7 protein-coding genes are annotated in these 15,443 nt (G+C 66.2%); all 7 read right to left on the bottom strand.

Annotation, left to right across the window (positions count from 1 at the left end; translation table 11 throughout):
• Nucleotides 1-10: 10 nt before the first annotated feature.
• The gene (locus KY49_RS34090; RefSeq protein WP_042588953.1) at nt 11-1,156 is read right to left on the bottom strand and encodes a DUF2827 domain-containing protein; all 1,146 of its coding nucleotides are present in this window, start codon (nt 1,154-1,156) and stop codon (nt 11-13) included.
• Nucleotides 1,157-1,555: 399 nt separating this feature from the next.
• The gene (locus KY49_RS34085) at nt 1,556-2,230 is read right to left on the bottom strand and encodes an OmpA family protein (RefSeq protein WP_042588616.1); all 675 of its coding nucleotides are present in this window, start codon (nt 2,228-2,230) and stop codon (nt 1,556-1,558) included.
• 101 nt (nt 2,231-2,331) lie between these two features.
• Nucleotides 2,332-11,019 carry an ESPR-type extended signal peptide-containing protein gene (locus KY49_RS37980; RefSeq protein WP_156162667.1) on the bottom strand — a complete coding sequence of 2,896 codons (8,688 nt, stop codon included), beginning with the start codon at nt 11,017-11,019 and terminating at the stop codon, nt 2,332-2,334.
• A 1,003-nt stretch (nt 11,020-12,022) separates the two neighbouring features.
• Nucleotides 12,023-12,922: a hypothetical protein gene (locus tag KY49_RS34040; RefSeq protein ID WP_042588613.1), complete on the bottom strand. Its 900-nt coding sequence runs from the start codon at nt 12,920-12,922 to the stop codon at nt 12,023-12,025.
• Between the two features lie 96 nt (nt 12,923-13,018).
• Complete coding sequence (locus tag KY49_RS34035; protein ID WP_042588612.1) at nt 13,019-13,234, bottom strand: hypothetical protein; 216 nt, start codon at nt 13,232-13,234, stop codon at nt 13,019-13,021.
• Between the two features lie 215 nt (nt 13,235-13,449).
• Entirely contained in the window at nt 13,450-14,100 is a 651-nt protein-coding gene (locus KY49_RS34030) for an NADPH-dependent FMN reductase (RefSeq protein WP_042588611.1), read from the bottom strand.
• Nucleotides 14,101-14,463: 363 nt separating this feature from the next.
• The gene (locus tag KY49_RS34025; RefSeq protein WP_042588610.1) at nt 14,464-15,438 is read right to left on the bottom strand and encodes an isoaspartyl peptidase/L-asparaginase family protein; all 975 of its coding nucleotides are present in this window, start codon (nt 15,436-15,438) and stop codon (nt 14,464-14,466) included.
• Nucleotides 15,439-15,443 lie beyond the last annotated feature (5 nt).

The following is a 15,443-nucleotide window of genomic DNA, read 5'->3' as shown; positions in this document are numbered from 1 at the left end:
GTGCTCCGGTTCAGGCGACCAGACGCGCAACGAACGCGTCGAGGTTCGCGGGGTTGTCGATCGAGACCGACTTCAGCAGCCGGTCGGCCTTCGCGCGGTAGTCGTCGAGCCGTGCGTCGTGATGCTGCCACGCGTCGAGCAGCGCGCGGCCGCCCGCTTCGGAATCGAAGTCGGGGTAGTAGTAGCCGGCGTCGCCGAGCAGCGTCGAGTTGTGGATCAGCGGATAGCCGCCGTACAGCACGTCGTAGTACAGATAGTTCTGCGGGTTTTCCCAGTGATGGGAGACGACCGCGTCCGCGTGGCGCGCCATGAAGCCGGGCAGGTCGATGCGCGGCTCGAAGGTCGCCTTGTGCTGGCGGACGAGGTCGAGGCTGTTCGCGAAGTGCAGGAAGGTCGGGTGCTCCTTCAGGTGCATCGAATTGACGACGAACAGGTGCTCGACCGCTTCCGGGCGCGCGCGATAGAGCTCCTCGCACGCGAGCATCGGGATATGGCAGGTCTTCACGACCGAGATGTTCGGCTCGAGCGTCGCGAGCCGCCACGCGGCGCGGCCGGGCTGGTAGCCGAACGTCGCACCTTCGCTCGCGAGCGCGGCGATGCGCCGGTCGAGGAAGTACGGCGACCAGATGTGCGGGATCGTGTAGACCGGCGCGCGCGTGAGCGTGCGCAGCAGCGGCACGTCGATCGTCTGCGATTTCTCCAGCACCCACACTTCGTCGAACGGCGCGCCGTTGAAGATGTGTCCGGACGGCTTCTCGAAGATCGGCGTTTCGGCGAGGCCGCTGTAGGTATGGCCGACGAAGCACGCGATGCGCTTCTTGCCGAGCGCCTTCATGTGCTTGAGCCATTCGACCGGCAACTGCGCGCCCATCTCGATCACGACGTCGAGTGCGTGCGTGACGTCGTTCGGCTGCACGAGCGGCACGTCGAGGCCGTCGAGGTCGAGGCCGGCGGGCAGCGCGCGTGCGTCGCCGCCGTTCAGGAAGTAGACGGGGCCGACGCGGTCGGAGCGCTTCAGCATCATCGCGAGGTACGCGATGTTCTGGTGGATGCCGTTTTCCCAGATCGCCTGGCCGTCTCGCGCGAACAGCGAGATGCCGACGGCCGGGCGTTCGTTGCGGGCGCCGCGCGAGGCGGCTTGATTGATGTCCGTCACCAGCAAAATCCCTGTGCGGAGGCGCCGGTCCGTCGGCGTCGAACGCCGACGCGCGGACCCGGCAGGCCGTTGGTTGTCACGTGTGCGCCTGCGGCGGCGCGGCTCGCGGAAACGGGCCGGGCGGCGCGGATGGCGACATCGGCGGCCAAAGCCGGTTCGACGCGTCGCCGCGCGCTGCCGGGCCGGCCGCCAGCGGCGATTGTGGCACGGAAATCGCCGGTTTGTGGAGTCGGGGCGGCCCCGACGGGGCCGGCGCAGGCCGACACGTTATCGGATGCGTCCAATCGGCATGACGGCCGGCAGGATTCGCGCGGCATGCCGCGATCGGGCCGGGTTCCGTCGTGCGTATTCCGAAACTTCGCCGAAACATCGGCACGGGTGGTGCGCGACGCAGCGGGTTCAACGTTCCAGCGAGATCTCGACGCGCCGGTTGCTCGCGCGTCCTTCCGCCGTGGCGTTGGAGGCGACCGGATCGGCGCTGCCGCGCCCCGTCACGGCGACGGTGCGGGCGTTCAGGCCATGCGACTTCAGATAGCCGGCGACGGCTTGCGCGCGCCGCTGCGACAGCGCGAGATTGGACGCGTCGCCGCCCACCGAATCCGTGTAGCCCGTGACCGACACACGCGCAAACGCCGTGTTGCCCTGTCTGGCCAGCAGCGCGTCGAGCGACGCGCGGGCGGTCGGCGTGAGCGTCGCCAGCCCGGTGGCGAACAGCGCGTCGCCTGCGAGATTCACATGTTCGACGGGGGCGGGCGCCGCTGACGCGGGCGACGATGCCGGCGCCGGCGCAGCGGCTTCCGGCGCGCCGCACTGGAACACCAGCGTGGCCGGGTCGGCATTATCGCGCAGCGCTTTCGCGGTATCGACCGTGCGCACCGGCTGGTCGCCGCAGAGATGTTGCGCGGCCTTCATGCAGGTATTCGGGCCGGAGAAGATCCCGTGGCAGTCGACCTGGTAAGTGCGCACGCCGTCGCGCGGCTGCAGCTCGGATGCGCTGAACGTCGGGCCGGACGCGCTGGAGCAGGCGGCGAGGGTTATCGCGGAGAGCGCGAGCGCGAAAGTGAGTGTGTTCACGGTGATGTCCTGAATACGATCGTTGACGGGAGCCCGCTGCGTCGAGCGGGCGGCGGGCGGGGCCGGGCGCTGACCGCTGCGCCCGGCCCGCGCGGCGCGGGTTATTTCCACTGATACAGCATGCCGGCGCCGATCACGCGCTGGCTGCCGCTGAAGCCGCCGTTGATCGACGCCTTCAGGTTCTCGGTGATCCGCGCCTGCATGTTGACCGCCATCGCCTTCTGGCCGAGGAACGTCGATGCGCCGACGCCCATCCCGAAGTTGGCGTCGCGGTCGAGCTGCGGGATCGACGCCATCGCGCCGACGGCCGCGATACCCTGCTTCGCCATCTGGTCGGTTTGCTGCAGTTGCGAACCGAGGTTGTTGATCTGCGCCTGCTGGCCCGACAGCGCCGTCGACATCGTCGACGACACCGCGTTGAGCTGGTTGACGTTGACCGCATCGGTGCCTTGCGTGCCCGGCGCGACGTTGACGATCTGGCGCTGCTGCGTGTCGTTGCCGACCGACACCACGTTCGAGCGGCCGCCGTCGGTCGACGCCGCGCCGATCGCCACCGAGTTCGAGCCGGCGGTGACGGTCGGACGATCCGTGCCGGTGCCGTTCATGTCGGCCGAGACGCCGTTCGTGTTCACCGTGCGCGTCGTGTTGTTGTTCAGCGTCGTCGACAGCTGGTTCAGCGTGTTGTTGATGGTCGTCACGCCGGTCGACAGCGACGCCACGGTGCTGTTCGTCGAGCTGAGGCCCGTCGACAGCGAGCCGATGCCGGTCGAGGTCGACGTCGACAGCGACGTGAGGTTGCTGTTGGTCGACGACAGTCCGGTCGACAGCGAGCTGATGCTGGTCGACGTCGACGTGGACAGCGACGCAACCGTGCTGTTGGTCGAGCTCAGGCCGGTGGACAGCGAGCCGATCCCGGTCGACAGCGAGCCGATGCTCGTCGACGTTGCCGTCGACAGGCTGTTGACGGCCTGGTTCGTCGCGTTGAGCTGGCTGCCGTTGATCGCGTCCGTGCTGGTGGCCGAGATGCGGCCTGCGGCGACGTTGGTGATCTGGCGTTCCGCGCCCGGCGCGCCGACGCTCACGACACTCGTCGGCGAGCTGCCCGCGAAGAAGTACGTGACGCCGCCGATCGTCGTGCTCGACGTCGGGTTCGCGGCGGCCGTGACGGAGTTCGTGCCGAGTGCGACGTCGTTGAGGTTGTTCGCGACCGCGTTCGAGCCGAATGCCAGCGAGCCGGCGCCGGCGGCCGTCGCCGTGTTGCCGAGCGCGAGCGAGCCGTTGCCGGTTGCCGTGTTGGCGTTGCCGATCGCCAGTGCGCCGTTGCCGGTGGCCGTGTTGTTCGCGCCGAGCGCGACCGCGCCGGTGCCGGTGGCCACGTTCGGATCGCCGATCGCGACCGCGCCGTCGCCGCTCGCCGTGTTCGCGACGCCGATCGACACGGCCTTGCCGCCCGTCGCCGACGCGTTCTGGCCGATGGCGACCGCGCCGTTCGACGACGCGTTCGCGCCGTCGCCGACCGCGACGCTGCTCGCGCCCGAGGCGCTTGCGTTCACGCCCGCCGCAATGGCGTTGACGCCCGTTGCGCCGTCGTTGGCGTAGTTGGCCTGCTGCGTGCCGTTGTCGTTGACGCTGTAGTAGTGCGTCTTCGCGGCCTGGATCGCGGTCGAGGTCGACGTCGACAGCGATGTGAGATTGCTGTTGGTCGTGCTCAAGCCGGTCGACAGCGAGCCGATGCCGCTCGACGTGGAGGTCGACAGCGATGCGACGGTGCTGTCGGTCGTGCTCAGGCCGGTGGACAGGGAGCTGAGGCCGGTTGAGGTCGAGGTGGACAGCGATGCGACCGTGCTGTTGGTCGTGCTCAGGCCGGTGGACAGGGAGCTGAGGCCGGTCGAGGTCGAGGTGGACAGCGATGCGACGGTGCTGTTGGTCGAGCTGAGGCCGGTGGACAGGGAGCTGAGGCTGGTCGAGGTCGAGGTGGACAGCGATGCGACGGTGCTGTTGGTCGAGCTGAGGCCGGTGGACAGCGAGCCGATGCCGGTCGAGGTCGACGTGGACAACGACGCGATCGAGCTGTTGGCCGTCGAGATGCCGGTCGACGTGGAGGTCGACAGGGACGCGACGGAGCTATCGGTCGAGCTGAGGCCGGTCGACAGCGAGCTGATGCCGGTCGAGGTCGACGTGGACAACGACGCGATCGAACTGTTGGCCGTCGAGATACCGGTCGACGTGGAGGTCGACAGGGACGCGACGGAGCTATCGGTCGAGCTGAGGCCGGTCGACAGCGAGCTGATGCCTGTCGAAGTCGACGTGGACAACGACGCGATCGAGCTGGTGGCCGTCGAGATGCCGGTCGACGTGGAAGTCGACAGCGACGCGACGGAGCTATCGGTCGAGCTCAGGCCCGTCGACAGCGAGCTGATGCCGGTCGAGGTCGACGTGGACAACGACGCGATCGAGCTGTTGGCCGTCGAGATGCCGGTCGACGTGGAGGTCGACAGGGACGCGACGGAGCTGTCGGTCGAGCTCAGGCCGGTGGACAGCGAGCTGATGCCGGTCGAAGTCGACGTGGACAGCGACGCGATCGAACTGTTGGCCGTCGAAATACCGGTCGACGTGGAAGTCGACAGCGACGCAACCGAGCTGTCGGTCGAGCTGAGGCCGGTCGACAGCGAGCTGATGCCAGTCGAAGTCGATGTGGACAGCGACGCGATCGAACTGTTGGCCGTCGAAATACCGGTCGACGTGGAAGTCGACAGCGACGCAACCGAGCTGTCGGTCGAGCTGAGGCCGGTGGACAGCGAGCTGATGCCTGTCGAAGTCGACGTGGACAACGACGCGATCGAGCTGGTGGCCGACGAGATACCCGTCGACGTGGAAGTCGACAGCGAAGCGACGGAGCTGTCGGTTGAGCTAAGGCCGGTCGACAGCGAGCTGATGCCTGTCGAAGTCGACGTGGACAACGACGCGATCGAACTGGTGGCCGACGAGATACCCGTCGACGTGGAAGTCGACAGCGAAGCGACCGAGCTATCGGTCGAGCTGAGGCCGGTGGACAGCGAGCTGATGCCGGTTGAGGTCGACGTGGACAGCGACGCGATCGAGCTGTTGGCCGTCGAGATACCGGTCGACGTGGAGGTCGACAGCGAAGCGACGGAGCTGTTGGTCGAGCTCAGGCCGGTGGACAGCGAATTGACGCCACTTTGCGCGGTGCTGATACCCGTCGACGTGGAGGTCGACAGGGACGCGACGGAGCTGTCGGTTGAGCTCAGGCCGGTCGACAGCGAGCTGATGCCGGTCGAGGTTGACGTGGAGAGCGACGCGATCGAGCTGTTGGCCGACGAGATGCCGGTCGACGTGGAGGTCGACAGCGAGGTCACGCTGCTATCGGTCGTCGAGAGCCCGGTCGACAGCGACGCAATCGCGCTGTCGGACGACGACAGTGTCGAGGACAGCGATGCGACGGTACTGTTCGTGCTCGACAGGCCGGTGGACAGCGAGCCGATGCCGGTCGAAGTCGACGTGGACAGCGACGTGATGCTCGAATCGGTCGTGCTCGCGACTGCGTAGAGCTGGCTGCCGTTGATCGCGTCCGTGCTGGACGACGTGATCCGGCCGGCCGCCACGTTGGTGATCTGACGCTCCGCCCCTGCGTTGCCGACGCTCACGACGCTCGATGGCGTGGCGCCGGCGAAGTTGCCATAAGTCGTCGAGCCGATGGTCGCACTGCTGGTCGGGTTCGCGGCCGCGGTGACGGAGCCGCTGCCGAGCGCGACGTCGCCGGCGTTGTTCGCGATGGCGTTCGGGCCGATCGCGACGGAGTTGGTGCCAAGGGCCTGGCTGTCCGGCGCAGTTGAATTCGCGTGGAAGTACTTGATGCCCTGGCTGTTGATGTTGTCGATGGCCGCGCCGACGCTGTTGGCCGTGGACGTCGTGCCGTTGGCGTTGTACGTGGTGTACGACGGCGCCGAGATCGTGCCGGTCGCCGGGTTGTACGTTGCGCCGCCGCCGAGTGCCGCGGCAGTGCTGTTGCCGAGGTTGTTGGTGTTGGTCGTCACCGTGCTCAGGCCGGTGGACAGCGAGCTGATGCCGGTCGAGGCCGACGTCGACAGCGAAGCAACGGTGCTGTTGGTCGAACTCAGGCCAGTCGACAGGGACGTGACACCGCTTTGCGCGGTGCTGATGCCGGTCGACGTGGAGGTCGACAACGAAGCGACAGAGCTGTTGGTCGAGCTCAGGCCCGTTGACAGCGAATTGACGCCGCTTTGTGCGGTGCTGATGCCGGTCGAGGTGGAGGTCGACAACGAAGCAACCGTGCTGTTGGTCGAGCTGAGGCCGGTGGACAGTGAATTGACGCCGCTTTGCGCCGTGCTGATGCCGGTCGAAGTCGAGGTCGACAACGAAGCGACGGAACTGTTGGTCGAGCTCAAACCCGTCGACAGCGAATTGACGCCGCTCTGCGCGGTGCTGATGCCGGTCGAGGTCGAGGTCGACAGCGAAGTGACGGAGCTATTGGTCGAGCTGAGGCCGGTGGACAGCGAGTTGATGCCGGTCGAGGTCGACGTGGACAGCGAAGCGACAGAGCTGTTGGTCGAGCTCAGGCCCGTCGACAGCGAATTGACGCCGCTCTGCGCGGTGCTGATGCCGGTCGAGGTCGACGTGGACAGCGAAGCGACAGAGCTGTTGGTCGAGCTCAAACCCGTGGACAGCGAGTTGACGCCGCTCTGTGCGGTGCTGATACCGGTCGAGGTCGAGGTCGACAGCGAAGTGACGGAGCTATTGGTCGAGCTGAGGCCGGTGGACAGCGAGTTGATGCCGGTCGAGGTCGACGTGGACAGCGAAGCGACGGAGCTGTTGGTCGAGCTCAAACCCGTCGACAGCGAGTTGACGCCGCTCTGCGCGGTGCTGATGCCGGTCGAGGTCGAGGTGGACAGCGAAGCGACGGAACTGTTGGTCGAGCTCAAGCCCGTGGACAGCGAATTGACGCCGCTCTGTGCGGTGCTGATGCCCGTCGAGGTCGAGGTCGACAGCGAGGTGACGGAGCTATTGGTCGAGCTGAGGCCGGTGGACAGCGAATTGACACCGCTCTGCGCGGTGCTGATACCGGTCGACGCAGAGGTCGACAACGAAGTGACTGTGCTGTTGGTGGTCGACAGACCGGTGGACAGCGAGTTGACGCCACTCTGCGTGGTGCTGATGCCCGTCGAGGTCGACGTGGACAGCGAAGCGACGGAACTGTTGGTCGAACTCAAGCCCGTCGACAGCGAGTTGACGCCGCTTTGCGCCGTGCTGATACCGGTCGAAGTCGACGTGGAGAGCGACGCGATCGAGCTGTTGGCCGACGAAATGCCGGTCGAGGTCGACGTGGACAGCGAAGCGACGGAGCTATTGGTCGAGCTGAGGCCCGTCGACAGCGAGTTGACGCCACTCTGCGCGGTGCTGATGCCGGTCGAAGCCGAGGTGGACAGCGAAGCGACGGAGCTGTTGGTCGAACTCAGGCCTGTCGACAGCGAACCGATGCCGGTCGAAGTCGACGTGGACAGCGATGCGATCGAGCTGTTAGCCGACGAAATACCGGTCGACGTGGAGGTCGACAGCGACGCAACGGAGCTATTGGTCGAGCTGAGGCCCGTCGACAGCGAACTGACGCCCGTCGACAGTGAAGAAATCGCGGACGAACTCGAGCTCAGGCCGGTCGACAGCGAGCCGACGGCCGTCGAGGTCGACGTCGACAGCGTGTTGATCGCGGTATTGGTCGCGTAGAGCTGCGAACCGTTGATCGCGTCCGTGCTGGTGGCGGAGATTCGCCCGGCCGCGACGTTCGTGACCTGGCGCTCGGCGCCGGCTGCGCCGACGCTGACGACGCTGCTCGGCGTTGTGCCCGCGAACGAATAGGTCGTGCCGCCGACCGTGCCGGTGGCAGTCGGATTCGCGGCCGCGGTGACGGAACCGCTGCCGAGCGCGACGTCGCCGGCGTTGTTCGCGACGGCGTTCGGGCCGATCGCGACCGAATCGGTGCCGAGGGCCTTGCTGTCCGGCGCAGTGGAGTTCGCGTGGAAGTACTTGATGCCCTGGCTGTTGATGTTGTTGATCGCCGAGCCGACGTTGTTCGCGGTGGTCGTCGTGCCGTTCGCGTTGTACGTGGTGTACGACGGCGCCGAGATCGTGCCGGTCGCCGGGTTGTAGGTGGCGCCGCCGCCGAGTGCCGCGGCAGTGCTGTTGCCGAGGTTGTTGGTGTTGGTCGTCACCGAGCTGAGGCCGGTGGACAGCGAGCTGATGCCCGTCGAGGCCGATGTGGAGAGCGAGGCGATCGAACTGTTGGCCGACGAGATGCCGGTCGAAGAGGAAGTCGACAGTGACGCGATCGAGCTATTGGTCGAGCTCAAGCCGGTTGACAGGGAGTTGACGCCGCTTTGCGCCGTGCTGATGCCGGTCGACGCGAAGGTCGACAGCGAAGTGACCGCGCTGTTGGTGGTCGACAGACCGGTGGACAGCGAGTTGACGCCGCTTTGCGCGGTGCTGATGCCGGTCGAAGCAGACGTCGACAGCGACGTCACGGAGCTGTTCGTCGAGCTCAGTCCAGTCGAAAGCGAGCTGATGCCGGTCGAAGTCGACGTGGAGAGCGAGGCGATCGAGCTGTTGGCCGACGAGATGCCGGTCGACGCGGAGGTCGACAACGAGGTAACCGTGCTGTTGGTCGTCGACAGGCCGGTAGACAGCGAGTTGACGCCGCTTTGTGCGGTACTGATGCCGGTCGAAGCAGACGTCGACAGCGACGTCACGGAGCTGTTCGTCGAGCTCAGTCCAGTCGAAAGCGAGCTGACGCCGGTCGAAGTCGACGTGGAGAGCGAGGCGATCGAGCTGTTGGCCGACGAGATGCCGGTCGACGCGGAGGTCGACAACGAGGTAACCGTGCTGTTGGTCGTCGACAGGCCGGTAGACAGCGAGCTGACGCCGCTCTGCGCCGTGCTGATACCGGTCGAAGCGGAAGTCGACAACGAGGTAACCGTGCTGTTGGTCGTCGACAGACCGGTGGACAGCGAATTGACGCCGCTTTGCGCGGTGCTGATCCCGGTCGACGTCGACGTGGAAAGCGAAACGATCGAGCTATTGGCCGACGAAATACCCGTCGACGCTGACGTGGACAAACTGGCGATGCTCGACGTCGTCGTGCTGGCGACCGCGTAAAGCTGGCTGCCGTTGATCGCATCCGTGCTGGCCGCACCGACGAGGCCGGCGGCGACGTTCTGGATGCGGCGTTCCGAGCCGGGCGCGCCGACACTGACCACACCGTTCGCCGCGCTCGCGCCGGCATAGGTGCCGAACGTCTGAGTGCCGATCGTGGTGCTGCTGACCGTCCCGGTGCCGCCGGTTGCCGTCGTCGCGGTGGCGCTCGTCACCGAGCCGTTGCCGAGTGCAACCGAGTTCGCTACGTTTGCCGTCGAGTTGACGCCGAGCGCCAGCGCATTGGTGGCTGTTGCGCTGGACCCTTGCGCAATCGCGACGGAACCGCTGCCGGACGCGTTGGAGTTTGCGCCCAATGCGGTCGCGAACGAATTGGTGGCCACACTGCTCGAGCCCAGGGCGACCGAACCTGCCGTCCCGCTCGCGGTCGAGCCGTTGCCGAGCGCCAATGCATCCGAGCCGGAGGCAATGGCCTTGGCACCGAAGCTCCCGCTGTTGCCGATCGCTATCGATCCAGTGCCGGTCGACGTCACCGAGTTGCCGATTGCAACCGAGCCGTTCGTGCCCGTGGCGATTGCCGAACTGCCGATTGCCACCGCGCTGCTGGTCGCGACGCTGGTGTTGCCCAGCGCGACGGAACCCGTCCCGGTCGACGTATTGGCGTTGCCGAGCGCAATGGCGCCTTGCCCGTTCGCGGTATTGTTCGCGCCTACCGCAACGGCGCCGGTGCCGGTCGCGACGTTCGGGTCGCCGATTGCGACCGCTCCGTCGCCCGTCGCCGTCTGGCCGCGACCGATCGCGACGGCGCCGCCCGTCGCCGTGCTGCTGTTGGCCGTCGTGCCGCTAGAGCCGATCGCAACGTTCTGGCCGATCGCGCCGGACACGACGCCGTCGCCTTGGGCGATGCCGAACGCGCCGTTGACCGTCGCGCCGCGACCCATTGCGATGCCCGAGGTCGCGGTCGCCGCGACGGACGACTGACCGCCGATCGCGATCGAGTCCGACGCGGCCGCTTGCGCCCCCTTCGTCGCGTTGCTGCCGATCGCGATCGCTCCGGCGCCCGACGCGATGGTCGAGTTCGCCTGCGACAGCGGCGTCGTGCCGTTGCCGCCCGCGCCGCCGATCGCGACCGAGTTCAGCGCGTTCGCCGTCGAACCGAAGCCGAGCGCGGTCGCGCCGGTGCCGCTCGCGGTCGTTTCGAGGCCGGCTGCCGTGCCCCACAGCGCGGCGGACGACTGCATGCCGTAGGTCGTCGCGCCGTTGCCGTTCGCCTGGGAGAACGAGCCGTACACCGTCACGCCGGTCCAGCCGTTGCCGTTCGAATTACAGCCGGCGACGACCGAATAGGTGCCGGAACCGTCACCGGCCTGATTAGCCGTGCCGCCCGGGTTGACCCGGCCGACCGCTCCGTTCGATCCGGTGAAGCATGTCTGCTGGGTATTCAATGTGTTGGCGCTCGCAAGCGACGGCAGTCCGATCGCCAGAGCGGCGATCGCGGCGACCACCACGGCCGACTTGTTCGGCTTGCCCCGTGCCGAGTCGAGTTCCGATGCGGCGACCCAGGCGCCAAGCGATTCGTTCCAGATCGAGCGGTATGTGCGGTTCATATCCAACTACCTCCAAATAATCACGCAACACACCGGGCTCTTTCGTTAGATGAATGTGCCGTGCGCTCGTGCAATCCCAAAAATATGGGCGGAGTTTATTTGAGATGGATTTTATGAATTGCTAAAGAGTGAAAAATGAGCGCGAGAGAAAGTTAAAATTTGGTTAATAAGTGGTGAGGGCGGCAATTCTGATGTAAGGCCGCGTCAAAAAATGAGAAGGTGTATTGAAAGGTGCGTGGCGTGACGTCTTGTTGCGCGATGGCCTTGTCCGTCAATGGTTTGGTGGCGGTGTTGTCGATGGATTGATGAGCGGCAAGACGATAAAGTAAGACAAATGAAATGGCAAACGTTTGCGCGCTGCCTGCTTTGTTGTGTATTTGTAATGTTGAAAGCGAAATCGAGATGGTTTCCGGTGTGTTGATATTAATTTGTTAATTGCATGTTTTTGCTGGTTTTGCTTTTTGTTTTATGTTGAAATTTGAGATGAGAAATGCGTAAAGGACGGTAATCCGGCTATGCCAGTCTGCGCATCGCACATCGCCGGGATGCGACCGTCTGACGGGCCGGTTCGGGGAGGATGCAGATCGTCGGCAGGAAAAAAATGAGGCCGGGCGCGAGCCGCGCCGGCTGCATGTCCATTTCGAATTTGTTTGAGTGAACATTGCGGTTCCTCAACAATCGGCTCAATTGCGGAAGGAAATCGCAACGCACGATTCGGCGATGGCATTCGCTGCAGCCGCCGAGCGGCGGTCACGGGGCGGCGTCGGGACTGGCGGCGCGTCCGGATCGATCGGATCGGGCCGCGATGCGGCAAGACGCTGCTGGACGGTTCCTTGTCGAGGAGCGGGAAATGAAGCGTGCGTGAAGGGCAGGCGGGACGTCGCGTCAGGAGGGCTGACTTCAGGCAGTCGGTGGACGCAACACGAGGTGGCTGGCGGACACCAGCCCCGGCCGACAAGCGCAATCGATCTTCGCGGCGAGACGCCGCGAACCACATCCGACGCTATTTCCTGATGAACCGCAGCGCAAACCTCGCCATCCGCGGCACGAACATCGGCCGCAGCAGCCGCTTGTCGTAGCCGGCCATCCGCCGGTCGTTCTCGGCGAGGCACAGTTCGATCAGCTCGCGCGGATTGAGCGCGTCGCCGACGGCCGCGGTGCCGGTCGCCGGGAAGTTCGCGTCGTGCGCGACGCCTTCGGCGTCGATCCCGCGCGCGATGCCGATCCGTTCCCAGATCAGGAACGCCCACACGGCAGCGACTTTCACGAAGAACGCGGGCCGGCGCCACCACGCCATGTTGCGCCAGTACCAGGCGTACCAGTTGACGAAGAACAGGATGTGCCGGCCTTCTTCCTGGATCACCGGCTCGAAGGTCTCGACGAGTGCTTCCGGGAAATAGCCGGAACGCTGCGCGGAACGGAACAGACCGAACGCGAAGAAGCTGTCGATGCATTCGCTGAAGCCCGTCACCATCCACGCCCATTCGGCGTCCTTCGGTGCGGGGTAGGCCGGCTCGGGCGCCAGCTTGATGCCGTAGGCCTCGACCAGCTTGGACAGCACGACCTTGTGACGCGCTTCCTCGCCGCCGTCCATGTCGAGCGCCTGCTTCAGCAGCGGGTCGCGGATGGCCGACGCGAACGTCGCGACGCGAATCGACGCGCGGCCTTCCGTCTGCACGGCGATGTCCCAGATCGGCAGCGACGTGAGCCGCTCCAGCTCTTCGGGCTTGAGCGGCGGCCAGTCGATCACAGCCGGCTTGTACGGATTGTGTGTGTCGAGCAGCATGCGGCAAAACATCTGCTTGTGCGCATCGGAACCGATCTTTACCGGACCTTGCCTCTCGAAGGTCCAGTTGCGCATTGCGTGATCTGCTGCCTGCTCTTTCTGCAGCGTGTCAGTCATGGCTTTTGTTATTGCGATTACGGAGCGAAGGATTCTCCCACGGCTCCCGTTTTCGCGTATTTTCGTGCGGCCATGCGCACGGCTGCGTGACCTAGGTCAAGCGTGCGTGTCCACCCACAGGCGGCCCCAGCGGGACGCGTAGGCGAGCGCGTGCTCTTCCTCGAAGAAGAAATCGATCGCGTCGAACGAGACGGTGCGCGACGGGCCGCCGCTTGCTTTTTCGATCGTCAGGTTGGCGGCGAACAGGCCGTTCGGCAGCCGCGCGGCGGCGGGCGCGACTTCGTAGCCCTTGTAGCGGATCGTGCGGATCATGGCGCGCTTGAAGAGGGTTCGGGCTTTCAGCGTACGAAAACCCGCGAGCGGCGTGAACCAATCTTTCGGCCAATGCAAATCACGCGGCGGGCTGAAACCTTATCGACGGTGGACGGCCGCGCGTACGGCGGCCGGATGCGCCGGATGCGCGCCGCGCGCGTGCGGGCAAGGCGCTGGGCGCGGGCGGCGGAACGGGAAAAGAGGAAACGGGCGGGTTACTGGTTGGCGATCTTCAGCACCGGCGCGAGCGCGTCGACCGATGCCGCATGCGACGCCGCGCGATGCGACGCGAACGCGAGCGCGAATTCGGCGGCCTGCGTGCCGACCGTTTCGAGCTGCGCGACGACTTTCGGATCCGAGCAGCTGTCGGCGCTCTCGAAGCGCGTTTCGAGCGTGTTCACGGTCGCGCCGAACGGCGTCGGCCAGCCGCGCAGCGCATGGACGATCGAGCGCAGCGACGTCAGCACGGTGCCGGCGGCCTGCCAGCCGTACGCGGTGACGATCAGGCCGACCGCGCGGCCGTCGAGATAGGGCCGCTGGTCGGCGCGCAGCTCCTCGAGCGTGTCGAGCGCGTTCTTGACGAGGCCGGACACGCCGCCGTGATAGCCGGGCGTCGCGATGATGATCGCGTCGGCTTCGCGCACGGTGTCGATCAGCTCGCGCTGCGCGTCGGTCAGCGCGCCGTGTTCGGGCGCGTAGTGCGGCAGCGTGTGCAGGAACGGACCGTCGAACAGGCGGGTGCGGGCGCCGGCCGCTTGCGCGCCGCGCAGCGCGAACGCCAGCGCGCGTTCGGTGGACGAGGCCGCGCGGGTGGTGCCGCCGATGCCGACGACGAATGGCCGGCGGTGTTGATCGAATGCAGTCAAGGGGGCGCTCCTCGAGGATCGGTTGCCCGGCGGCCTGGCACAGCCTTAAACACGGGCTTAAAACCTGCATGGTAACGACCCCGCCGCCAGTCTGAAAACGACTTTTCGTTCTATCGATATGCCGCGCGGGCCGGTGAATCGTGTGCGCGGCGGCGCAGATCGATAGCAGAAATGCTTGGTTGGGCGCGCGGCGGGCCGTCGATATGATGGCTCCGTCTCCTCCATGATGTCTCTACTGACATGGGTTGGCCCCGCCGGCACGGATGCAGGCGGGGCTTTTTTTCGTCGCGGATGTCGAGGAAGAAGCATGCCTCGTCGCGGCATGCATGAGCCCGCCGCTCGATGGAGGCGACACGTCGCCGTCTACCGATAGATGTCGACATACCGCTTGCCGTCCGCCTGAATGACGCCGCGATACATGCCTTCGGTGTTGAACGGCATCGACACGCGCCCGTCGGCATCGACGGCGATGAGTCCTCCGCTGCCGCCCTGGCTCGGAATCACCTCGTTGACGACCGTGCGCGCGGCCTCGTCGACCATCGCATGACCGTACTTCATCCGTGCGGCGACGTCATGGGCCGCGACCGCGCGGATGAATGCTTCCCCCGTTCCCGTCGCGGACACGGCCACGCGTGTGTCGGCGAAGGTGCCGCATCCGATGAGCGGCGAATCGCCGATGCGTCCGTGGCGCTTGTTCGTCAAGCCGCCCGTGGAGGTCGCGGCGGCGAGATGACCGCTGGCATCGCGCGCGACAGCGCCGACGGTGCCGAACTTGTGCTCGCCGTTGATGAGCCGGCTCGAATCGGCAGGCGCCTGCTGGCGAAGCAGCGCCGCACCGTCGTGATCGAGCAATGCGCGTCCGGTGTCGCGCACGGCAACCAGCTGCTGCCAGCGGAAATCGGTGTGGAAGTACTCGGGGGGCTCCAATGCGAGGCCCTCGTCGATCGCGAATTGCTCGGCCCCTGCACCCGACAGCAGCACGTGCGTGGATCGACCCATCACGCGCCGTGCCGCTTCGACGGGATTCCTGATGCGAGACACGCCGGCCACCGCGCCTGCGCGCCCGGTGTGTCCTTCCATGACGGCCGCATCCATTTCGTGGGTGCCCGCATGCGTGAACACCGAGCCGCGCCCCGCGTTGAACAGCGGGCAATTCTCCAATGAGACGACGGCGGCGACGACGGCGTCGACGCTCGACCCGCCGGCTTTCAGAACCAGATGGCCGGCCACGAGCGCTGCTTCGAGCGCGGCGCGATGAGCGGCTTCCTGTTCCGGCGTCATGACGCCGCGCTGCAGCGTGCCGGCGCCGCCGTGGACTGCGAGGATGGTCCTTTCCATTTCAC

This window comes from Burkholderia sp. MSHR3999 (assembly GCF_000833595.1).
Classification (GTDB): Bacteria; Pseudomonadota; Gammaproteobacteria; order Burkholderiales; family Burkholderiaceae; genus Burkholderia; species Burkholderia ubonensis.
The sequence above is the reverse complement of the archived record's forward strand: the minus strand, read 5'-3'. Positions and strand labels throughout refer to the sequence as shown.

Bases quoted from the DNA above. Each gene is read 5' to 3' on its own strand.
- KY49_RS37980 (WP_156162667.1), bottom strand. From the start codon at position 11,019: ATGAACCGCACATACCGCTCGATCTGGAACGAATCGCTTGGCGCCTGG.
- KY49_RS34040 (WP_042588613.1), bottom strand. From the start codon at position 12,922: ATGACTGACACGCTGCAGAAAGAGCAGGCAGCAGATCACGCAATGCGC.
- KY49_RS34035 (WP_042588612.1), bottom strand. From the start codon at position 13,234: ATGATCCGCACGATCCGCTACAAGGGCTACGAAGTCGCGCCCGCCGCC.
- KY49_RS34025 (WP_042588610.1), bottom strand. From the start codon at position 15,438: ATGGAAAGGACCATCCTCGCAGTCCACGGCGGCGCCGGCACGCTGCAG.